Below are 23,861 nucleotides of genomic sequence, written 5' to 3'. Positions count from 1 at the left end.
TTATGTTAGAACAATTAGTACAACTTGACACCGAACTTTTTCTTTATTTAAATAATTTAGGTACCACCACTTGGGACGACTTTTGGATGTTTTATACAACCAAATTCTATTGGATTCCATTTTATGCCGTTTTACTTTTTATAATTTTTAGAACGCGAACACCAAAGCTATTTTTAATTACTGTTGTCCTTATAGCACTGATGATTTTGTTCACAGACCAAATGACTAACGTATTTAAAAAGGTGCTAGTTATGCGCTTCCGTCCGTGTCACGATCCTACTTTAGACGGATTAGTACGTTTGGTTAAATCGCATTGTGGTGGGCAATTTGGTTTCTTTTCTGGGCATGCATCTAATTCCATGGCTGTAGCAATTTTTAGTGGTATGCTACTGCGTTTTAAATACAAATACTTCATTTTCTTTATGATCGTATGGTCTATTGCTATGGGTTATAGCCGTATTTATATTGGTGTACATTTTCCACTAGATGTTATTTGTGGATGGATATTTGGCGCACTGTCTGGTTATATGTTTTATAAATTAGACATCTATTTACAAGACCGCTTTCGGGTGAGGTAATTACTTTTTAATAATCTTGTAATAAGTTGCGACAAGACGATCTTTATATTGTCTAGATTCTTTAGATACCGTATTTAAATCGAATGTAGTTATTTTTTCAATAGTATAATATTGCTGAATAGCTTCGGAATCTTTCGCATTAAGGTTCATAGCTAATAAAGCAAAACTAAAATCTTTAGGAAAGCTAATACTACCATCGTCCTTTTTTATTTGAGGGATTTTTTGACCGTATTCCCAAATCATTTCAGGTGCTATATAACTTAATTGATAGAGTTTTAAATCGCCTGTAAAACTTGAAGAAATAGGATGGAAGCTATCACTATTCAGCGCTTCTTTTAAAGGTAAGGCTGTTAATAATAAAGCTGCGTAAAGTCCTGCTGCAAAAGTCACCACCAATTTAATGTTTTTGCGTCTCAAATTTATAAAAATAAGAACACCTATATTAAAAACTAATACGGAAGCTAGGATGTAATTAAACCAATAACCTTGCAGATTATCTTTTAGAAAAATAAACGTAGTAATGGGAAATGCTATTCCTATTAAACCAATTAATCCGAAGTTGAAATAAACGGGAAGTGTTTCTCGTTTATCGCTTAAGTTTTTAAATTCACGAATCAAATAATCAATATAAAAACTACAGTTAATGGCTAAAGGAATTAAAACAGGCATTAAATAGCGCGATTTCTTCTCTGGAATTATAGATAGCAGTACCACAGCCAAAAGCGTCCATAGTAAGCTAAATTGATAGCCTTTCAGGTTTTTAACGCGTGTCTTTAAATACGGATATAATAAACTTACAAAAGCTGGAATAGTCCATAAACCACTTTGTGTAAAGAAGCTCCAATAATAATAAAACGGCCGGACGTTATAATTACTCCAGTTCCCGGTTTCTTTCTCAGTAATCGCTAAAAAGGTTGTGGGATCTTCCAAGCGTACATATAAATACCACCAACCACCAACGGCAATTGCTAATATTAAAATAAATATGGATGGTAGAAACTTTTTATTAAATTGCTTGTATTTGTAGGTAAAGCCATAAGCTAATAAAAAAGGTAATAACAACGCATAAAAGCTAACAGGCCCTTTGCTTAATATAGAAAATCCAATAAATATGCTCGCTAAAATAGCGGAATTCCATTGTGTATTCTTGGCTTCAAAAAAGGCGAATAGGTAGTAAATAGCTACACACATAAAACCGTGGGCAAAAATATCCCAAGGTGCTTCAATCATAATCCCGACTACGTAGAAAGATGTTGTAACAATAATGGCAGATAAAACTCCGAAAGATTGACTATCACTTATTTTTTTGGATAATTTAAAAACAAATGCAGCTACTATCATTATAAAAATAACGGCTGGTAAGCGCATAGCAAATACACTTTTTACACCAAAAATAGCAGTAGAAACTGCCGTAAGCCAAGTTGGTAAAGGGGGCTTTTCATAACGAGCTTCACCATTCATAGTAGTTAACAGCCAATTATTGTCTGTTAACATTTCTCTAGCGGTAATGAAATTTCTAGCTTCCATAATCGTCACATCCATAATATGCAAATTGGGTAGCAAGACGACTGCTATTCCTAAACAAATAAAAATAATGGGGTGTTTTTTAAGAAGGGATAACATACTTTTTAGATAAAATTAAATTTCTAATATAAATAATAGCACCCAAAATATGGCCTATAAATAAAACGGGATCTCTTCTAAAAATCGCATAAATTAAAATAAGAAGCGAACCAATTAAGCTTAACATCCAAAAGCCAAATGGTAAGGTCGACTCTTTTTGTTTTTCAGAATATAACCACTGATAAACAAAACGAAGCGTAAATACCACTTGCGAGACAATGCCTAAAAGTAATAACCAGAGCGGAATAGCTTCGTTTTTAAAGAGTTTCTCTACATCAATCGTATTATTGTTAAAATAGAAAACGGCAATAAATAGAGGCATTAATAATAAAAACCAGCGCATGAATTTTGGATACTTCTGCCATTGGTTTTGTAATTGTAAATTACGAATGTAAATAAAGTAAGTTAAACTTTGACCAAGCATTATGGCAAAGTCATCCCGTAAGTAACCATAAACAAATAATAAAAAAGAAGCTAGCAGACTTAAAGTCCAAAAAATAGTAGGCGTAATAACACGTTTCTGTTTTTCGGAATACAACCATTGTATTATAAGTCGCGAGGAGAACAATATTTGCGCCAAAAATCCAATACTATAAATGACCCAGTTACTCATTAATTTTGTTTTTCAACCGTATAGTTAATATACTTCTTTTTCATCCACAAATAGGCGAAGCAATCCATTAAAGGGCCAATTAAGCGGTTCCAAACACCAAATTTAGCTTGTCCTGCTACTCTAGGGAAATGTTGTACCGGAACTTGAATAATTTTACCATTTTGTAATAAAATCATTGCTGGCAAAAAACGATGAAGTCCTTCAAACATTGGAATGCGCTTTGCATAATCTGTCTTTATAACTTTTAGCGGACACCCGGTGTCATCCATACCATCTTTTGTAAATGTGCGACGAATCCCGTTTGCTATGGTTGACGACATGTTTTTAACAAAACTGTCCTTTCGGTTAGCACGAACTCCCGTTACCAAATGGTAATCGTTAATATGTTCTAAAAGTAAATTGAAGTCTTCTGGAGCAGTTTGTAAATCGGAATCGATATAACCAACTAACTCTGTATCTGCATAATCAAAACCTGCTTTTATAGCCGCACTTAAACCTCGGTTTTCTTTAAAACTAATATATTTAAATTCGGGGTGTCGGCTAGCAATGGCTTCAATGTGTTCTTGGCTGCTGTCTTTGGAGCCGTCATTAACAAAGAGAACTTTTGTTTTCTTGCTGGCTATTTTCATATAAGCTAATAATTCCTGTTCAACACGTATTAAATTGTCTTCTTCGTTATATACAGGAACTATAATCGTAAATTGGTAATCCATAGAACTAATCTTGTACTGCAAATGTATTCTTTTTTATAGAATTCTAAACTTACAGAAAAAAAATGTTTCTTTGTATTTGAAAATATTATTATGAAAGTATTAGTAACTGGTGCCGTGGGTTTTATTGGTTCACATACCGCCGAGCGTTTAAAGAAAATGGGTCATGATGTGATTGGTGTTGATAATTTTTCGCCTTATTATAGCGAAGCGCTCAAGAAATTGAATGAAAAAGCACTTACGGAAAAAGGGATTAAAGTTTTAAAACTTGATTTACGGTCGGATGATTTAAGCGAAAACTTACCAAAAGACATCGATTTTATCTTTCATTTTGCGGCCCAACCTGGTATTTCTACCGCGTCTACTTTTGAAGATTATTTTACCAATAATATCATTGCAACTAAAAACCTAATCGATTATGCCATGCAGCTGAACGACTTAAAGTTGTTTGTGAATATTGGAACATCCTCTATTTACGGATTGGAAGCCACATTTCCAGAAGATTATGCACCGAAGCCGGCCTCGCATTATGGCGTAACAAAATTAGCAGCCGAGCAGTTAGTACTTCAAAAATCACGTGAGAAACAAATGAAGTCCTGTTCTCTTCGTTTATATTCTGTTTTTGGACCGCGGGAACGTCCGGAAAAAATGTATACCAAACTTATTGCTTGCGGTTTTAATAAGGCATCTTTTCCTTTATATGACGGTAGTTCAACACATTTACGCAGTTTTACTTACGTGGATGACATTGTTGATGGTGTAGTAAGTATTATGAGTTTTGTAGATGAGGTTGATGGTGAAATCCTAAATTTAGGAACCGAAGTAGAACATACGACACAAGAAGGTATTGATGCTGTAGCCAAGGTTATGGATATGGATATTGCCATTAATCATGTTTCTGCCAGAGCTGGGGATCAACTTCGAACTAAAGCTAACATTGATAAAGCACGTCGTTTACTTAATTATAATCCGCAAACTACATTATTAGAAGGTGTTGAGAAGCAGGTAGCTTGGTATCGGGAGAATTTTATATAAATCAACTTTTAAACTGGTGTCAAATTAAAGTGAAACTATGTACTCAAGCTTCTAAAAATTGCTAAAACAATTTCACTAATTTTCACGGATTCGCTCGTTCTGGAAAAACTCATGTAAATTTTATGAGTGTAACAGACTTTCTACCTGTTTTTTAAAAAGATCTATGGTACTTAAGTCCATAAATGTTTCGTTATTGATGTCTGATTAAGAGTTTTTAGAGTTATAAGGGAGATGTCTTGCTTAATAAAATGCATATTGAAGTATGTGAATTAAAGTAATTTTTAAATCTAAAACATCAAAATTTTGTGGTCTAGTCTAGATTCTATAAGCACAGCGGTCTTAATTTCCTGTCTCGCGGTCAGGCAGGTTTACTTTAAATTTAATAAATAATCTGCAGCTGCAAATGGCGTTGTTTTTTGGGTTTCTATTAATTCAATTTGGTGTTTAAGTTCTTTTTTAATCACATCGTTATTAAAAAAATCGGCGTGCAATTTGTCTTTAATAGTTTCAATAAGCCAAAACCTATTTTGTTCGTGGCGTCTGTGGTCGAAATAACCGTTTTCTTGAGTTAATGACACATATTTATCTATCATTTCCCAAATAGTGTCAATTCCTTTATTATGTAAGGCGCTACATAAAAGCACTTTTGGAGTCCATTCCGATTCTTTTTTGGGGTATAAATGAAGAGCTCTATTAAATTCGACTTTCGCAATTTTAGCAGATCTAATGTTCTCTCCATCCGCTTTATTGATGGCAATAGAATCTGCCATTTCAATAATACCGCGCTTAATACCTTGTAGTTCATCACCAGCACCTGCTAGTTTCAACAGTAAAAAGAAGTCCACCATGCTGTGGACAGCAGTTTCACTTTGTCCAACACCAACAGTTTCAATTAAAATAGTGTCAAAACCTGCTGCTTCACATAGGATAATTGTTTCACGGGTTTTTCTGGCAACTCCGCCCAATGATTCTCCAGAAGGTGATGGTCTTATATACACATTAGTATCCTTTACCAAATCTTCCATGCGGGTTTTATCGCCAAGAATACTACCTTTTGTAATGGAGCTACTCGGGTCAATTGCTAAAACAGCAATCTTTTTTCCGGAGTTAGAAAGGTGTTTTCCAAAGGATTCTATAAAGGTGCTTTTTCCCACACCAGGAACGCCTGTAATACCAATTCTAACCGATTTATTTGCATGAGGTAAGCATCCAGTAATGACATCATGCGCTTGTTCCGAATGATTTTTATTCGTGCTTTCAATTAAAGTAATTGCGCGACTTAACGCTGTAATATTCCCTTGCAAAATACTTCCAATAAGTTGATCGGTAGACGGTTTTGTTTGTCGACGCTTTTTTAGCGCAGCAATAACGCTTTTATTGGTGGTTTCAGAATGTGCAACCCCAGCTAGTTCCTGTAGTGCTTTATTTTGTGCTGATTTTTTTGTCAAAAGATTCTAATGGTACGGCAATTTTGGTTTCATCCCAAGCCATGGTTAATGATAAATGATCTAGTGCATTGTCAAATCCAAGCGTAAATTGTTCAACGGTTATACCTGTTGGCTGTACCGGAACGCTCAAAGTAATAACATCAAACTCTACTTCACGCATCGGTTTCATTTCAGTATCAACACCCCATGGGTACTGTTTGGAATTAAACATAACCTGCCAAGTAGAATCATTTGGAATAGTCCATAAAGTGTATTTTCCAGCAGGCAAGGAATCATTATTAATTCTTAAAGGTTTATTGGTTTTAAAAGTTGTTGCTTCGTTGGCACCCGTTCTCCAAACTTGCTTATACGGTACTAATCCGCCAAAAACTTCACGTCCACGTTTGGAAGGGCGGTTGTAAACAATGTCTAATTCCAAATCATTTTTGGAAAAAGAAACTGTATCAATGGGGCTTTTTCGAGGTGCCAGTAAACTGCCATCCACAAAAAATGAATATAAAGACAAACTGATGGCGATTAGAAATAGACATCCTAAAAACCACTTAAAAAATTTATTCATAGGGTATTTTTATTGTGACATAAAGATACTTCAAATGTTATTTTAATTAAAACACTATTACATATATTTAAGAGTTATTTATGAAAATTTAATAAACTTTATGATTGTCCTACGACAATCTATCTTTTTGTAGTTTTTATGATGAAAGAAATTAAGCTTTTCCATTTATATTGATGTCTTCAAGAAAAAAAGGTCTGGACTGTTTTAAGAAAATAGTCCAGACCTTAAACTGTTATGAAGATTGTTTTAATGATTAACTACAATTTTTTGTACATGATTATTGCCCGCACTATCAGTTAAAGATACAAAATAAAGTCCGTTTTGAAGCGTATGGGTGCGGATGCGGATGGTATTGTCAATAAGCATATCAGTGTCAACCGATTTTTTATAAACTCGTTTAGCAGCTAAACTAAAAATATCGATAGTTTCAATGGCTTTATTTGAGTTGCCTAAAGAAATAAATAAATCGCTTTTCACAGGGTTCGGATATATTTTTATCGCATTTTCTTTAGGGTTATCGCTCACTGAAAGCCTTGCTATAAAAATGTCATTAGCACTACTTAAAACATCTACACCGTCGGCACTTACTACTACTGTGCCCAATGTAATATAGTTATGAGCAATTGACGTATCTTGGGTGTTATCTAAAGTTTCAAATTCAACATTAAAAAGTACTTCATCTGTTGTGATATCTGAAACGAAATAGGCAGCTTCAAATTTTATAACTCCAGGCGTATTAGAATCATTTATCAGTACGATACCAAAGGGGAAAACTTGTGTTAATGAGTTAAGTTGAACGATACTTGGATCATATTCAATATGTAACCGAATGGCTCGGTATGGACCTCCTTTAGACATTAAGGAGTAGTTGAATGTTTGACCGTTATTAAATGGGGGTGATGCATCTAAACTGGCAACTAATTCTACTGTTTGTGATTGAGCGCTTAAAGTGGTTAGTAGAAGGACTACTAAACCATACGTGATATTATGTTTCAAAATTTTCATAGTTTTAATCGTTTTGTGTATCTCCATTAGTTTGGTAGTTTCCTGAAAGTAGTCCCAAATCAAAGACATCTATTAATAAGTTATTATCGAAATCTGCTCTAGAATCATAGTTTGTATCCCCAGGAATAGCATTAAATGCCCCAGCCAGGATTCCTAAATCATTAACATTTACGGCATTATTATTTTCAATATCACCTGCAAATAAAGTTGATAAGGTTTCAGTTTGATTTTCTAATAGACTAATAGATTTAAGACGTTGTAAGAACATTGGATGTTTTACTAATACTTTGTAATCACCTTGACTAATGGTGCTGCTTAAACTTATAAAGCCAGAAGCATCTGCTGTTTCTGTAAATGTATAGACGGGTGTTATTAGATCTGCTAAAATAAAGAGCTGAATGGTGTAGTTGCCAGCATGGTCAGATCGGCCTTGCAGACTCACGTTTAAATCAAGCGCGTATTCCGGTATTTCAACTGTGATAACCTGTTCGCAACTTGCAGATTCATTTTCAGATGCATCCGTTGCTATCCATGTTATAGTCGTTTCGCCTATAGGATATGGAGCTGCTAGCGCCAACGCATCGGACCGCACAGCGGTAAATGTTAGTGTGCTGGTGCAATTATCAGTTGCGGTCGGCTCTATGATTGTTATGTTTGCTTCTGTTGTTCCTATTGAAATAGTCTCTAATATTGATGTCGGACATGTAATTATAGGTGCTTCGGTATCATCTAGAATAGTCCATTCAAAACTTGTTGTTACATCTTGACTTCCAGTTTTACTTAAGGTAACAGTTACATTGTAAATACCATCGTTATTTGGACCACCTGATGGGGCTGTCTCATCAATGGTTCCAAAAATAAGTCCGTTGGTGGGCTCAATATCTGTTCCTGCTGGCTGCCCACTAATGGAGTACATTAAATTATTTAAAGGATCTCCTCCAGAACCTTCGGCTTGGAAGTCAGATATTTCTAATTCACAACTCGTTCTATCCGCTATGGTTTGCAATACTAGCTCTGGATAAGCAATGCCTAAAATTTCAATACCATTGATTAAGGGATGTTGAATATTTTCAAAGAAGCGAATTTCTAAAATACCATCAGTAATAGTAATATTATTCTGAACCATTCCGGCTTGACGATGACCAAATTGTGCTGAAATATCTAAACCTTCAATTAGTCGTTCCTCTTCTAAATTAACACTAAAAACGCGTTCACCAGGATCGGAGGTTCCATTGTATAGATTGGCAAAATAGAGGTTTACAATATAGTCGCCATCGGGTAATGCAAAAGAAAAAATCATTGGGTAGGCCGGATCACTAATACTTCGTTGAATACGCATCACGTCATAATAGGTGCTAGCATCAATGTAATTAGGAATGGATGCATGCCGATTATCATAAACTATATTGGTTGTTGAATACGGTGAACCAGATGAAACGGTATATGAATCGCCTGTACCAGAGGTGTTATCTTCCCAATCAGGGCCGCCATCCGTGGCTAAAACCAAATCGCCTCCAGCGTTAACCCGAATAATTGGGGTGAAAGTATCGGTTAATTCTCCAGTAATAGCTACGGAGACAGGTGAGTTGATACCGGAATGAACGACTTCTAAATTGGCTGTTTTTTCACCAGTAATATTATCCGTAATAAAATCGATAGGAATCTTAACAGACGAACCTGGATTAATGGTAAAAGGTAGGCTAACATCTGTTAAAAATAATGTGGCATCTGTACCTGTGAAATTTAAAGCGGTAATGGTCATAACGTCGTCTGTTGGTCCGCCCTCGTTTTCTAATGAAACATATTTTCTACGTTGTGTATTATTAACAGGTGTCATTCCAAAATCTAGATTTGTGGGATTGACCGAAACAACGCCATTTTGATTTTCATAAACTTTAATAAAATCCCATGTGGCTGTAAACGGATTTGCTGTGTTATCAGAACGTGATGTTGAAATGATTCCAACCGCCATACCATGAATATCATTTGGATCTAAAAACTCATTTGGCAGAAGAATGGTAGAACCTAATAAATTTAAGGTTTCGCCATCATCAGTAGAGTAGAAGGGTTGTGCTAAACCTGTTGAAGGTTCTATTGAAATATAGAAATTTATTGATCCTGAGTTAATAATGTCAGGAATGTCAAAAATTGAATTTAAAGTAATGATTCCATTCGATTCTAAAACGAGTTGCAAGCCGTTAATGGTATCGTTATTATCCATGCCATTCATTAAAACAAACTTCAAGTAATTGTCTTGATCACCTGTACCAATTTGGATACCATATGATTGATAATCTACAGGGTCATTTGCAATACCGCCAGAGCCAAAATAAGGTGACTCTATTTTAGAATGCACAGTAAAAGGTGTTGAATTACTATCTACGTTAATAGCAAATTGAAAACCATTATCTTGATTGTTTAATCCTTCCGAAACATCACCCGCTGAAACCGCATCGATAGTAGCTTTACCTGCAGCTCCACCAAAAGATAAGCCTTGCTCATTATATTGATCTAAATAATCAGTTGTTCCGGATGGATCTAGCATTAGCCCTGTAAAGCCTAAACCAAATAATCCAGTTCCTGGGTCGTTATTCCAAAATGGGTAATCTACAGGGAGGTTGTTTGTCAGGCCATTATCTGGATCTAGCGCGAACGGATCGTTAACGTCTAAAATGCCATCATTATCATCGTCAGGATCATTTAAGTCGGAAATAAAATCACCATCAAAATCTTTCGGTTGACTACTTTGTGAGCAGATATTCGTGCCGTTATCAATTTCATCTTGATTGGTGTAACCATCGCCATCATAATCCGCTAAAGGATCATAATCAATATCACCGGGTTGTATGCAAATTAAATCTGAAGGTTCAAAAACAGTTATACTGTTGGCGCCATAAGTAACCGTCCAAACCGTTCCTGGAAAAATAGTATCATCACCCAAAGCAATAACATCTAGAGGAATACTTCCAAAACCATTGAATGGAATTTCATGTTTTATAACGGCGTCGCCAGCGGCATTTAAAATATAACGATTAATATCTCCGTTGAATGAAGCCGTTAAAATATTCCCTTTCATTATACCTCCAAAATTGGTCGCTGTGTATTCTGCAATACCATTTGTAGAGGATGTTATAATGTCTAAAATATTTGTTTTAGGACTACCAAGTGGTTCATCTACTAGGTATTCAGAATGTTGTGGATTATCCGGGAAATCGGCAATAGAAAATGATTCATTAAAATACCCTTTGGAACCCACTAGTAAATCGGCCAGTAAATAAGTGGCGGTGGCTCCCCAAGAACCACTAATTTTCTCATTAACAATAACTTTGGCACGCGACGGAAATGCTCGGATTGGATTAGGGTGTCCGCCATAATAAGTACCATTAGCATCGTCTGTGGTGCCGATAAAGTGCAGAGGGTCTCCTGCAAACTCACTACCACTTTCGTTCATGTCATTAGTAATATAATGCAAGTTTGAGTCGTAAGTTATTGTGCTTTCATCCCCTAAATAAGTGTCTGTTGCAATGTCATAAATTCTAGGCATACCACCCCAAAGAGCGTTTGGACCATTATCTGACGTGTATATTCTATTGTTTTCCGTAATTAAAATATCGTAAGCATTTCTATAGCCAGGAGAAAATACTTGAACAGGTCCGCCAACTTCTGCAAACGCTTGGTTTAAACTATTATTTCCACCAAAAGGATCGTCTAAATCTATAATGGCACTACGCATAGGATGCCCGACGGGATATGGGAAATCAGGATGCGAATTATCAATATCAATTCGTGTTGGATCGTTTAGTGTTGGTAAATCATAAACGTACTCCGTATTGGTTCGTGGGTCGGTATAAACGGTCATACCTTCCAACTGCGTCAGATTTACGATAAGGATGGATGCCGATAATAAGTATTCTGGTGTTCCTGCAAAATTATTACTAGGCGCGCCTTTATTGGTCTGTCCTCCTTGGGCGACTAATAAATAGGTGTTACCGTCCTTTTCAAACATATCTAGACCGTTAATGGCATGATTTTCCTCACAACGTGGCAATCCACGTACTAAATCGGTTTTCTCCCAAACACCATTTGTTTTTTCTAGTTTAGATATCATACTAGAGTTTGTATCCAGATTGCTATCATTTCCACCAGAGCCGCCTCCCAATAAATAATCGGATGAGGTAACGTAAAGGATGGGATTTAAGGCCGTTCCAGCCGCTAGAATACCTGTAACTAGGCGTTGCTGACTCGGATTACGAATACCAAAATCATTATGGTTTGGAATTCCGGTTCGGATAATAGAAATTTCTTCGGTGTCAGTAACCGTATATACGCCATTTCCTGGTGTTGCTGTATCGCGCTCAATAGTGTAAGCCCAAATAAGTCCGTTTTGTTGGGAAACATATAAGCGATCGTCTGGTCCAAAATCTAAAGAGGTTGGATTCAGAACTCCTTCGCCTATTAAGCCGGAAGAGCCAAAACTGATTGTCTGTCCGTAAGCATTAAAATTTTGTAAAAAAAAACTAACCAAACACGTCAAGACAATAAAACGTATGGTTTTTTTGAGAGTAAAGTTTAACATCATAATTTTTTTCGGTTTATGCTATTAATCGAAAAAATTATTTGATAACGAAGTAAAAATAGGAATTAGGTTTGACAAATAATTGATAATCAGTTGCTTTTCGTTGAACTTATGTAAAAATCCGTTATGATGTCGAAACAAAAAAAATCCGAAGGGTTGCTTCGGATTTTTTTATATAAAATATTTGACTTGTCTCTTTAGTCGTTAACCAATACCCATTCACCATTTGCAATAAGTGGTTCGGCTTGCTTAAATTTTACGGTTTTACTTTCGCCGCTCATCACGTGCTTGATGGTCACTTTATCATTACGCCCAATTTTTGGACTGTCGCGAACAATTGTTTCTACTACTTCTGGTTGACGTTGCGTATTTCCAGCTTCTCGGCTCTGCGCAGAACGCTCATCTAAATTTTGAATTTCTTCTTTTTGAGTTTGAAGATTTTCTCTTTTATTAGACTGATGCGCTTCTTGAATAGCATCGGTCGTTTCCGAAGGTAATTCACCTTTAAATAAAAAGGAGATGACTTCCTTATTTACTTCGTCAATCATGCCTTTAAATAACTCAAAAGCTTCAAACTTATAGATTAACAACGGATCCTTTTGCTCGTGAACTGCTAATTGAACCGATTGTTTCAGCTCATCCATTTTACGTAAATGTGTTTTCCACGAATCATCAACAATGGCTAATGTAATATTTTTCTCAAAATCATTAATCAATTGTTTACCATTTGTTTCATAAGCCTTTTCAAGATCGGTTACTACTTGAATACTTTTCACACCATCGGTAAATGGCACTACAATTCGCTTAAATTTCTCGCGTTGTGTCTCGTAAACATTTTTAATAACTGGAAAAGCTAATTCAGCATTGCGTTCCATTTTGGCTCGGTAATGCTCAAAAGCAGCTTTGTAAATTTTACCAGATATATCTTGAACACTTAATTTCGCGAATTCTGCTTCTGTAATTGGCGAACTCATGGAGAAATAACGAATTAATTCATACTCGAAATTCTTATAATCGTTTGCAGACTTGTTAGTGTCCGCAATTCCTTCCGAGGTGTCATAAATCATGTTAGCTAAATCCACACGTAAACGCTCACCGTGTAAAGCGTGGTGACGACGTTTGTAAACAACCTCACGTTGCGAATTCATAACATCATCATATTCTAATAAACGCTTACGTACGCCAAAGTTATTTTCCTCAACTTTTTTCTGTGCGCGCTCAATAGATTTTGAAATCATAGAATGCTGAATTACTTCACCTTCTTCTAATCCCATTCTATCCATCATTTTGGCAATACGTTCACTACCAAAAAGACGCATTAAGTTATCTTCAAGCGACACATAAAACTGTGAGCTTCCTGGATCTCCTTGACGTCCAGCACGACCACGTAACTGACGGTCTACACGACGTGAATCGTGACGTTCCGTACCAATAATTGCTAAACCACCAGCTTCTTTTACAGCTTTAGATAATTTAATATCCGTACCACGACCTGCCATGTTGGTTGCAATAGTTACCTGACCTGGCTGACCAGCTTCGGCAACAATATCGGCCTCTCTTTTATGAAGCTTCGCGTTTAATACGTTATGAGGTACTTTTCTAATAGAAAGCATTTTTCCTAATAACTCACTAATTTCAACGTTAGTTGTACCAATAAGAATAGGACGACCAGCTTCTGAAAGTCTTGTAACTTCATCGATAACCGCGTTGTATTTTTCACGTTTAGTTTTGTAAACCAAATCTTGACGATCATCTCTAGCAATTGGTCTGTTGGTAGGAATTTCAACCACATCCAATTCGTATATTTCCCAGAATTCACCCGCTTCGGTAACAGCAGTACCTGTCATACCAGATAGTTTGCGGTACATTCTGAAAAAGTTTTGAAGTGTTACGGTTGCGAATGTTTGCGTAGCATCCTCAATTTTTACATTTTCTTTAGCTTCAATCGCTTGGTGTAAACCATCGCTATAACGACGGCCATCCATAATACGACCAGTTTGCTCGTCCACAATCATTACCTTATTTTCCATTACTACATACTGGTTGTCTTTTTCAAACAACGCGTAGGCTTTAAGTAATTGGTTTAAAGTGTGAATACGTTCCGATTTAATTCCGTAATCTCTGAATAAATCTTCTTTTAAATTCGCTTCATCTTCCGATGATAAGTTTTGATTTTCAATTTTAGAAATCTCAATACCTATTTCTGGCATGACAAAGAAATTGGGATCATCTTGACCAGAAAGGAACTCAATACCCTTATCCGTTAATTCAATCTGATTATTTTTTTCTTCAATAACATAGTACAATTCCGCGTCAATTTTTGGCATCTCGCGGTTATTGTCTTGCATGTAATGGTTTTCTGTTTTTTGAAGTAGTAATTTAATTCCTTCTTCACTTAAAAACTTTATTAGCGCTTTATTTTTAGGAATACCTCTGTAAGCACGTAATAATTGGAAACCACCTTCTTTTGTATCTCCTTCAGCAATTAGTTTTTTTGCATCGGCTAAAACACCTGTTAAGTATTTACGTTGCACGGAAACAATACTATCTACTTTTGGTTTTAATTCTGTAAATTCATGACGATCCCCTTGAGGAATTGGACCAGAAATAATTAATGGCGTACGCGCATCATCAATTAAAACAGAATCCACCTCATCCACAATTGCAAAATGATGCGGACGTTGCACTAAATCGTCTGGTGAATGTGCCATGTTATCACGTAAATAATCGAAACCAAATTCGTTATTTGTTCCGTAAGTAACATCAGCTAAATAAGCAGCTTTACGTGCAGCAGAATTTGGCTGGTGATAATCTATACAATCCACACGCATACCGTGGAATTCAAAAATAGGAGCCATCCACGCGCTATCACGTTTTGCAAGGTAATCGTTAACCGTTACTAAATGCACACCTTTTTCAGCAAGTGCATTTAGGTAAACGGGAAGTGTTGCCACTAACGTTTTACCTTCACCTGTATGCATTTCGGCAATTTTACCTTGGTGCATAGCAACACCACCAATTAACTGAACATCATAATGAATCATGTCCCAAGTAATTGGTTTTCCAGCAGCATCCCATGAGTTTGCCCAAACTGCTTGATCATTTTCAAGGGTTACATAGTCTTTACTACCTGAAATTTCACGATCAAACGTATTTGCTGTAACAGATATGCTTGTATTATGAACAAAACGTTTTGCTGTTTCTTTAACCACAGCAAAGGCTTCAGGAAGAATTTCATTCAGTACATTTTCTGTTACTGTATAAATGGTATCCTTGATTTTATCAATTTCAAGATACATATCTTCACGCTGATCAATATCCTCGGTTTCATCGGCTTTTTTACGCAGATCTTCAATTTCTGTATTCAGCGGTTTTCTAGCTTCCGCTATTTTTTCTTTGAAGAAGGCCGTTTTAGCACGAAGCTCATCGTGAGATAACTTCTCAATAGCGGCTTCGTATGTTTTAATTTTCTCAACTATGGGCATGATGGCTTTGACGTCTTGTTTCGACTTGTCGCCAACAAAAACCTTAAGGACTGAATCTAAAAAACTCATCTGATAGGTGTTTATGGTTCTATTAGTACTTTGACTAATATTAAATATATGTTTTGTTCTTTCGGATTACAAAAAAACGTTTTTTTGTTGGAGTTTTTAAATAATAATGTATAAAAAAAGCCTCTAGACGAGACTTTTTAAATTTTAATATTATTAATATTCGTCCTCATTCCAGAGGTAATCTTCGTCTGTTGGATAATCCGGCCAGATTTCTTGAATAGACTCATAAGAGTCACCCTCATCTTCAATAGATTGTAAATTCTCAACAACTTCTAATGGCGCTCCCGTTCTAATTGAATAATCAATAAGCTCGTCTTTAGTCGCTGGCCAAGGTGCATCACTTAAATATGACGCTAATTCTAATGTCCAATACATCTGTAATTCGTTTTAATTTTTTGCAAAAATAAATTTTTAATTTAGATACACAAGAAAAAAATCAATTAATTACACATTAAATTCAAGAACGTCCCTTAAAATGGTTGTTTTACTTAATTTAAAGGGTAATTACAGGATTTTTGAAATGTTTACTGCTTTTCAGGAATCCACTTCACTTCATCTGCGTCCAACTCGAAAGACAATTTTCGTGCCAATACAAAAAGATAGTCAGATAAACGATTTAAATATGTCAGAGCCAACGGATCTATCGGTTCTAAATCGTTTAAGGCAGAAGATAAACGTTCCGCACGACGGCATACACAGCGAGCAATGTGACAGAATGACACGGTTTGATGTCCGCCTGGTAATACAAAATTTGTCATAGGTGGCAAGTCTGCATTCATATTGTCAATTTCCTGCTCGAGGCGTTCTATATTTTCTTCGGAAATTTTAGGGATATTTAAACGCTCTTTTCCACTTTTTAAAACGGCTTTTTTCGGATCGGTGGCCAAAATAGCGCCAACGGTGAATAAACGGTCTTGAATGTGCATAAGCATCTCTTTATAATGCGTATCGATTTCTTGGTCGCGTATGAGTCCTAGGTGCGAATTAAGTTCATCTACGGTTCCGTAACTGTCAATACGTATGTGGTGTTTTGGTACGCGAGTACCACCAAATAATGCGGTAGTGCCTTTGTCGCCTGTTTTTGTATAGATTTTCATAATACTGTATTTGTTTACCAAAGTTACAGGTTATGGAGGATTGGGCAAAGGAATTTTTTTGGTTTGTTTTTTAGAGGGTAGTAGGTAGTAGGTAGTTGGTAGTAGGTTGTGGGTTTTGGGAAATATGTTATATTAATAGGAACATTAACTGTTTAGCTTCCAGCTCCCAGCTCCACTCTTCAGTTGAAGAGGGGTGGACATACAGAGTTTGGACGGGGAGTTTGTAGAATAGCGATGAAATTCGCTATAAAATTAACTGAATTAAAAAAGAAAGTGGAGTTTGCTAATAGATTAAATGATGGATTAAAACAAACCCTCCATCTAGCATTAAATCCAACGCTTAATCGCCCTTTAACTAAAGGGAGGAGCTGAAAAGTGATGATTAATTAAGGTTTGGTAATAATTATATACAACAGGAAATTCTATTAGATTCTAAATACACATAGTTTATTAGCTGCCTAACTTTCATAAATTTTATCAATTTGGCTCACAACTAAATATTACAAAACAAACAACTCAACGCCTTCGAGCCTTCGCGTGAGATATTATTTTTAAAACACTTCGTACCGAGTTTCCGACTGCGCTCAATGTGACAATATGTGCAGAGTGCCAGTGTCTAAACCCGAACCGTAAAATGTTCCTTGCCTTGTTCTTTTCTGAAAAACACAAAACCCCAGAAAAAAGTATCAATTGTTACGGTGACATCTGGATGATTTTTAATGGTTTCCCAGGCTTCTGTCATGCCTTCTGACCAGTAGATGTCATCAAAAATAAAAATGGAGTCGTTGTGAGTTGTTGGTAAAAGGGTTTCAAAATAACTTAAGGTAGCTTCCTTGGTATGGTTGCCATCAAAAAAAACAAGATCCCAAGATTGGTGGTCGCCGTTTTTTAAATGCTGAAAGAAATCGCCCGTTAAGAAGTTGATGTTTTTATAAGCCGATAAAGATTTTTGCGTAAATGCCGAGATATTTGGACAGCCTTCAATGGTAGTTATTTCCGCTTTAGGATTTCCTAAATGCATGGCTTGCGTGGCAAGACCTAATGAGGTGCCAAGCTCTAATATGTTTTGTGGTTTAAAATACTGAACTAAACGAAACCATAATTTGGATCGTTTTAAAGGGGTTCCGGATGTTTTAGCTATTTCAGCAATGCGACGTTGATTACTTTTTGTTTTTTTAGAACCTTCGCCTAAATCGGTTATGTTTATTTCCTGCTTGTTTTTAAGAAGCTGTTGTCTGTAACTTTTTAACGCTGTATAAGCTGGTTTTTTTTTCGTGTCATAAAAACATTTTGTTATGAGATTGTAAACAAAAGGGGAGTGGACTCCGTGTTGGTTGGATGATTTAGAAAGGAATTTTATATATTGCTTTTGTTGGTACAAGGTTTGGTGTTTGGTTGTCTGTTGTCTGTTGTCTGTTGTCAACAATCGTTAATCCGTATTCAATTTTCAACTAGCATTAAAATAGTTTAATAAAACTAATCTTTATTTGATGAGGTTGTGCCGCGTTCGTGCCTCACTCGCAATGACTCCATGTTATTTGATAATTTTGCTTTTATTTTAAGATTAAAGTGGTTTTATTTGTCAATACTGAAAACTGACAACGAACTCTATTCTTCCAGTTTCGAACTTAATTCAAACCAGCGCATTTCTTTTTCCTCTATCTCGTCAAGTATTTTTTGTAGTTTTTCTGAAAGGGCATTAATTTCATCTGGCGCTAATTCAGGATTTAGGAATTGCTTTTCTAATGTAACCTTATCATGCTCTAAACTACTTATTTTACTTTCAATATTTTTATATTCCTTTTGTTCGTTATAAGTTAGTTTTGGACTTTCATCTTTTTTCCATTGTTTTTTTTCCTTCTTATCATCGTCTTTGGATTCTGGCTCTTGGCTGTCTTCATAGGTTCTGAAATCGGAGTAGTTTCCAGGGAAGTCTTCAATAACACCTTCACCTCGGAACACCAATAAGTGATCCACAATCTTATCCATAAAATACCTGTCGTGAGAAACCACCATTAAGCAACCTGGAAAATCCAATAGAAAACTTTCTAGGACGTTAAGTGTTACAATATCCAAATCGTTGGTGGGCTCATCCAGAATTAAAAAGTTTGGATTCTGAATTAATACCGTACATAAATAAAGACGTTTTCTTTCGCCACCACTTAATTTTTCAACAAAATCATATTGCTTTTTTCTACTAAATAAAAAGCGTTCTAACAGTTGTCCTGCACTAATTTGTTTCCCTTTTTTTAATGGAATATACTCACCGAATTCCTTAATAACATCAATAACTTTTTGATCGGGTTTTATAGTAATTCCTGATTGGGTATAATAACCAAACTTCACGGTTTCACCAATCACCACTTTTCCAGAATCTGGTTCTTGCAATTGGGTAATGAGATTTAAAAATGTGGATTTACCCGTTCCATTTTTTCCAATAATACCAATACGTTCGCCTTTTTTAAACGTATATTCAAACTTATCTAAAATGACTTTGTCTTTATAGCTTTTACTAACCTTGTTAAGCTCTAATATTTTGCTTCCCAAGCGCTCCATATTAAGCTCTAATTGTATTTCGTGATCTTGTCGGCGTTGATTGGCACGGTGTTTTATATCGTGAAAATCTTCAATTCGCGACTTAGATTTGGTGGTACGCGCTTTTGGCTGCTTCCGCATCCAGTCTAATTCTTTTTTAAAGAGCTGCTTCGCTTTGCCGGTTTCAGTGGCTTCGTTTTCAATTCTAGCTTCTCTTTTCTCCAAGTAATAGGAGTAATTACCTTTGTAGGTATGTAACTGTCCGTGGTCTAGCTCGATAATTTCATTACAAACACGTTCTAAAAAATAACGGTCGTGTGTAACCATAAATAACGTTATCTGCCCCTTTGCAAAGAAATCTTCTAACCACTCAATCATTTCTAAATCCAAATGGTTGGTCGGTTCATCTAAAATTAAAAGATCCGGTTTTTTAAGAAGTGCGTTGGCTAAAGCCAAACGTTTTTTCTGTCCACCAGATAAAGAACTTACTTTTTGGTTGAGGTTATCCAATTTTAACTGTGATAAAATCAGTTTGTATTGCGTTTCAAAATCCCAAGCCTCATGGACATCCATTTTCTCAAACGCTTTTTGGTAAGCGTCTGCGTCTTCAGGATTTTCTAGAGCTTTTTCATAATCTTTAATAATATCTAAAATGGGGTTGGAGGTGTCAAAAATAGCCTCTTCAACCGTTAATTCTTGATTAAGATCAGGATCTTGAGAAAGCACAGCAACGGTAATACCTTTTCTGTAAATGATCTGTCCTGAATCGGGTGTGTCTTTTCCCGCAAGCATATTTAAAATAGACGTTTTTCCCGTTCCATTTTTAGCCACGAAGGCAATTTTCTGATCTTTATGGATACTAAAAGACAGGTTTTCAAATAGCGTTAATTCGCCATAAGATTTCGATATATTTTCAACAGTAAGGTAGTTCAACGTGTATATTTTTAAATAGAGCGCAAAAATACCAAATTTTATACGATAAGTTTTGATATTCCTGCTGAAAAGCTATATTTGTGAAGAAACTCGCGCCCTCCAATGAAGCATTTAAATAATATTTTAGTTGGTTTACTAGTCTTGCTTTCTGTGTCTTGTATTTCCAATAAGGAATTGGTGTATCTGCAGAATATAGAAGCAGCTAGCGATTCTACTCAAGTACTTACTGAAAAACAAAAACCATATCGTGTTCAAATAAATGATATTTTAAATATTCGAGTAAAGGCATTGGATCAAGAAAGTGTACAGATTTATAACCCTGCTGGGGAAGGTGATTTGAATGCCTCTGGAGATCAAAGAGCTTTTTTCGATGGTTTTACTGTTGATTTGCACGGTAATATTCGTATTCCTGTTTTAGGGGAGATTAATGTGTTGGGTTATACTACCGAAGAAATTGAGAAGCTAATAGAAACCAGGATTCTCGCTGAAGAATTTAAAGAAGCAGCCAATATATTTGTAACGGTTAAACTTACCGGTTTACGTTTTACGGTAACAGGGGAAGTAGGAGGAACGGGAACGCAAACCCTTTACCAACCGCGTGTTAATATTTTTGAGGCACTAGCAAATGCTGGTGATATTTTAGTAACAGGTGATCGGAAAGATGTTACTATAATTCGGCAATACCCGCAAGGGCAGCAAATCCATCATTTAAATTTACTAGATGTTGCGGTTATGGACTCTCCCTATTATTATATTCAGATGAATGATATTATTTATGTCAAACCTTTGAAGCAAAAATCATGGGGAACCGGTGTAACGGGTATACAAACTATTGGAACTATTGTTACGGCATTGTCTTTAGTTACTACCACTTTATTACTTATAAATAGGTTGTAAATTATGGCAGAATACGAATATGACGATAGCGAACAAAGTGAAGGTTTTGGCATTAACTTCGACTTTAAAGGGTATTTATTTAAAGCACTCAATCTTTGGAAATTTGTAATTGCCTGCATTGGTGCCGCGTTAATAATCGCTTATTTTATTAATGTTAGAAAGCAGAACGTGTATAAGCTGGAGTCGCTTATTTCTGTAGAAACCGATCAAAATCCTTTTTTTACAGCCAATACCAGTATTTCTTTTAACTGGGGTGGCGTATCCGGTAAAATGGGTAAAACTATTACCACATTACAAACGCGAACACATAATGAGAAGGTTGTAGACTCCTTGAAATCCTACATGAATTATTTTAAGGAAGGAAAGTATCGTAAAATTGATATTTACAAAGATGCTCCTTTTGTTTTTGAACCCGATTTGGAGCAACCACAAGTACTTGGTCATTTTATAGGGATTCGATTTTTATCTGAAACGACTTTTGAGGTGTTTACGGCATTCGAATCGGAAAACGGATCAGGTCAACGTTACGATACTAAAGAGCGCATGCCAGTTACGTTACCGCTAGGTCCTTTTCAAAATGAATTTAAAGTTGGTGCCGTTATTAACTTACCTTTTTTTCATGGTATTGTTAATCTACGAAACAACCGAACTGTAAAAGCGGGACAAGAATTTTATATGCAGTTTCGTAATTTTGATGGCGTGGTTAACGGATATAAAAATGGCATTGGTGTTGCCCCTTTTAGTAATGCATCTGCCTCGGTATTGCGCTTGAGTTTAGTGGGAAATAACAAGTCTAAAATAGTCGATTATCTCAATAAAACAGCTATTATTTTAAGTGAAACGGAATTGGAGCGTAAAAACTTATATGCCACCAATACGATTAAATTTATTGACAGTAGTTTACATGCAGTAAATACGAGCTTAAAAGACTTTTCTGATGAAATGAATACGTTCAGAAAGGAGAATAAAGTTTTTGATGTTTCTACAGAAATGACAGATGTTTCTACTAAACTCAAGGATTTGGAATTTCAGAAGGAAGCAGAATCAACCAAGCTTAATTATTTGGATGCTTTAGAGAATTACCTTCGCACTAAAAAAGATTATACCAGTATTGCCGCACCAACTTCCGTAGGAATTGAAGAACCGAATATACAAAGTAGTGTTGCCAAAATTACCGGTTTGGCTATTGAGCGGCAAAGTAAGGAATATACGCTTCGAGAGGGATCTGAAAACATTAAGGATTTAGATCGACAGATTGATGCTGAAAAAAATGTATTATTAGAAACAATTAGTGCAACTAAAAGTACTATTAGAATTCTGGTTAACGCATTAAGCAGAAGTATTGCCAATTTGGAATCGAAATTAAGTAGTTTACCAGAGAATCAGCAGGAATTTTTAAAGATTCAAAGAAAGCTAGATATTAGCCAGGAAGCCTACAATCTGTATATGGATAAACGTAGTGAGGCAGCTATTGTAAAGGCAGCAAATGTATCGGATATCAGTATTGTAGACGAAGCTAAAGATATTGGAGGCGGCTTAATTGGTCCGGACAAATCGCTTAATTATATGATGGGGTTGATGCTCGGATTTTTTATTCCCATGTTTCTTATTTTCATCATCTTCATATTAGATCATACCATTCACGGCTCCGATGAGGTGGAGCGTCTATCCAAAATTCCTATTTTAGGACTTATTGGTAAATACCGCTACCATAATAACTTGGTGGTTTTTGAAAAGCCGAAATCTGCTGTTGCCGAGTCGTTTCGCTCTATAAGATCTAGTCTACAGTTTATTCTTAATAAAAACCCGCAAGCAGGTGGGCGGACTATATTGGTGACTTCTTCGGTGAGTGGAGAAGGGAAAACCTTTTATTCTATTAATATAGCTACTGTTTATGCGTTGAGTGGTAAGAAAACCCTTTTACTAGGCTTGGATTTACGTAAACCTAAAATATTTGACGATTTCAACTTAACTAATGAGACTGGGATGGTTAATTATTTTATTGGTGAAGCTGATTTCGAGTCTATAGTAAATCACACTCATATTGATAATTTGGATGTCGTACCAGCAGGCCCTATTCCTCCAAATCCATCGGAATTGTTGATGAGTGGCAATTTGGAATCGCTGATAGCCGAACTTCGCCAAACCTATGATATTATTGTTTTAGATACGCCGCCATTAGGATTAGTTACTGATGCTTTGGAATTGGTAAAATATGCCGATACCTCCATTTTTATGGTGCGTTTGGACTACACTAAAAAAGGCATGTTGCAATTGATTAATGCGAAGTATCGCGCCGGTGAAATTAAGAATATCAATTTTGTATTAAACTTCTACAAGCATAAATCGAATCAGAGTTACGGTTATGGCTACGGTTACGGCTATGGTTATGGCTATGGGGTTTATGGAAATGCTTATCATGATGATGGGAAGAAAGGGTTTATGTTTAAGATTAAGGAATTTTTAAAGCGACTTTAGGGAAAATCCCTTAAATCCAGAAAGGGGACTTCTTAATGTTGCGGAGTTGGTTTTCTGCCTAGTAGCAGACACGCTCTTTTTTCACTTCTATTTTAGTAATTTGAACATGGGAAGATTTCCAGTTAGTTTCTAGTTTTAAAAACAATAACAATTTAGCTCCGCCCTTCAGTTGAAGGGCGATCAAGCGTTAAAAAATAGTCCAGTGGACTATTTTAGCGCA

Annotated in this window: 16 protein-coding genes; 4 read left to right on the top strand and 12 right to left on the bottom strand. The window is 35.9% G+C overall.

Annotation, left to right across the window (positions count from 1 at the left end; genetic code table 11):
* Positions 1 to 2 precede the first annotated feature (2 nt).
* Complete coding sequence (locus BZARG_RS08840; protein ID WP_008637474.1) at positions 3 to 578, top strand: phosphatase PAP2 family protein; 576 nt, start codon at positions 3 to 5, stop codon at positions 576 to 578.
* Here BZARG_RS08840 and BZARG_RS08835 read toward each other — a convergent pair whose 3' ends face one another.
* Genes BZARG_RS08835 through BZARG_RS08825 form a run of 3 tightly spaced genes read right to left on the bottom strand, consistent with a single transcriptional unit; the run spans position 579 to position 3,527 of the window.
* The gene (locus BZARG_RS08835; protein ID WP_008637539.1) at positions 579 to 2,201 is read right to left on the bottom strand and encodes an ArnT family glycosyltransferase; all 1,623 of its coding nucleotides are present in this window, start codon (positions 2,199 to 2,201) and stop codon (positions 579 to 581) included. It lies immediately after the preceding gene.
* Positions 2,185 to 2,814 (bottom strand): lipid-A-disaccharide synthase N-terminal domain-containing protein, encoded by a 630-nt coding sequence (locus tag BZARG_RS08830; protein ID WP_008637493.1) that lies wholly within the window; start codon positions 2,812 to 2,814, stop codon positions 2,185 to 2,187. The genes BZARG_RS08835 and BZARG_RS08830 overlap by 17 nt, the downstream gene beginning before the upstream one ends.
* The gene (locus BZARG_RS08825) at positions 2,814 to 3,527 is read right to left on the bottom strand and encodes a glycosyltransferase family 2 protein (protein WP_008637462.1); all 714 of its coding nucleotides are present in this window, start codon (positions 3,525 to 3,527) and stop codon (positions 2,814 to 2,816) included. The genes BZARG_RS08830 and BZARG_RS08825 overlap by 1 nt, the downstream gene beginning before the upstream one ends.
* Before the next feature lie 90 nt (positions 3,528 to 3,617).
* On the opposite strand from BZARG_RS08825, the gene BZARG_RS08820 reads away from it, so the two are divergent.
* A complete protein-coding gene (locus BZARG_RS08820) occupies positions 3,618 to 4,559 on the top strand; it encodes an NAD-dependent epimerase/dehydratase family protein (protein ID WP_008637527.1) in 942 nt (313 codons plus the stop codon).
* Positions 4,560 to 4,927: 368 nt separating this feature from the next.
* On the opposite strand, the gene meaB is transcribed toward BZARG_RS08820, so the two are convergent.
* The 9 genes from meaB to BZARG_RS08775 form a co-directional block, all read right to left on the bottom strand.
* A complete protein-coding gene (gene meaB / locus BZARG_RS08815; RefSeq protein ID WP_008637515.1) occupies positions 4,928 to 6,007 on the bottom strand; it encodes a methylmalonyl Co-A mutase-associated GTPase MeaB in 1,080 nt (359 codons plus the stop codon).
* A complete protein-coding gene (locus tag BZARG_RS08810; protein WP_008637511.1) occupies positions 5,982 to 6,566 on the bottom strand; it encodes a DUF2911 domain-containing protein in 585 nt (194 codons plus the stop codon). The genes meaB and BZARG_RS08810 overlap by 26 nt, the downstream gene beginning before the upstream one ends.
* A 246-nt stretch (positions 6,567 to 6,812) precedes the next feature.
* Positions 6,813 to 7,571: a T9SS type A sorting domain-containing protein gene (locus BZARG_RS08805; RefSeq protein WP_008637540.1), complete on the bottom strand. Its 759-nt coding sequence runs from the start codon at positions 7,569 to 7,571 to the stop codon at positions 6,813 to 6,815.
* 4 nt (positions 7,572 to 7,575) lie between these two features.
* Entirely contained in the window at positions 7,576 to 12,150 is a 4,575-nt protein-coding gene (locus tag BZARG_RS15250) for a malectin domain-containing carbohydrate-binding protein (RefSeq protein ID WP_083823841.1), read from the bottom strand.
* Between the two features lie 194 nt (positions 12,151 to 12,344).
* A complete protein-coding gene (secA, locus tag BZARG_RS08795; RefSeq protein WP_008637458.1) occupies positions 12,345 to 15,701 on the bottom strand; it encodes a preprotein translocase subunit SecA in 3,357 nt (1,118 codons plus the stop codon).
* 153 nt (positions 15,702 to 15,854) lie between these two features.
* The gene (locus BZARG_RS08790) at positions 15,855 to 16,076 is read right to left on the bottom strand and encodes a DUF2795 domain-containing protein (RefSeq protein WP_008637498.1); all 222 of its coding nucleotides are present in this window, start codon (positions 16,074 to 16,076) and stop codon (positions 15,855 to 15,857) included.
* A gap of 149 nt (positions 16,077 to 16,225) precedes the next feature.
* Positions 16,226 to 16,798: a cob(I)yrinic acid a,c-diamide adenosyltransferase gene (locus BZARG_RS08785; protein WP_008637446.1), complete on the bottom strand. Its 573-nt coding sequence runs from the start codon at positions 16,796 to 16,798 to the stop codon at positions 16,226 to 16,228.
* 616 nt (positions 16,799 to 17,414) lie between these two features.
* On the bottom strand, positions 17,415 to 18,221 hold the full coding sequence (locus BZARG_RS08780) for an O-methyltransferase (protein ID WP_008637455.1): 807 nt from the start codon (positions 18,219 to 18,221) through the stop codon (positions 17,415 to 17,417).
* Between the two features lie 185 nt (positions 18,222 to 18,406).
* Positions 18,407 to 20,266 carry an ABC-F family ATP-binding cassette domain-containing protein gene (locus tag BZARG_RS08775; RefSeq protein WP_008637480.1) on the bottom strand — a complete coding sequence of 620 codons (1,860 nt, stop codon included), beginning with the start codon at positions 20,264 to 20,266 and terminating at the stop codon, positions 18,407 to 18,409.
* Between the two features lie 102 nt (positions 20,267 to 20,368).
* Between BZARG_RS08775 and BZARG_RS08770 the strand changes: the two genes are divergently transcribed.
* A complete protein-coding gene (locus BZARG_RS08770) occupies positions 20,369 to 21,163 on the top strand; it encodes a polysaccharide biosynthesis/export family protein (RefSeq protein WP_008637466.1) in 795 nt (264 codons plus the stop codon).
* A 3-nt stretch (positions 21,164 to 21,166) separates the two neighbouring features.
* Positions 21,167 to 23,641 carry a GumC family protein gene (locus BZARG_RS08765; RefSeq protein ID WP_008637479.1) on the top strand — a complete coding sequence of 825 codons (2,475 nt, stop codon included), beginning with the start codon at positions 21,167 to 21,169 and terminating at the stop codon, positions 23,639 to 23,641.
* Positions 23,642 to 23,861: the final 220 nt, after the last annotated feature.

It is taken from the genome of Bizionia argentinensis JUB59 (genome assembly GCF_000224335.1).
In the GTDB taxonomy this organism is placed as follows: Bacteria; Bacteroidota; Bacteroidia; order Flavobacteriales; family Flavobacteriaceae; genus Algorimicrobium; species Algorimicrobium argentinense.
Note: the sequence above shows the minus strand (reverse complement) of the source record. Positions and strands in the feature narration are given on the sequence as shown.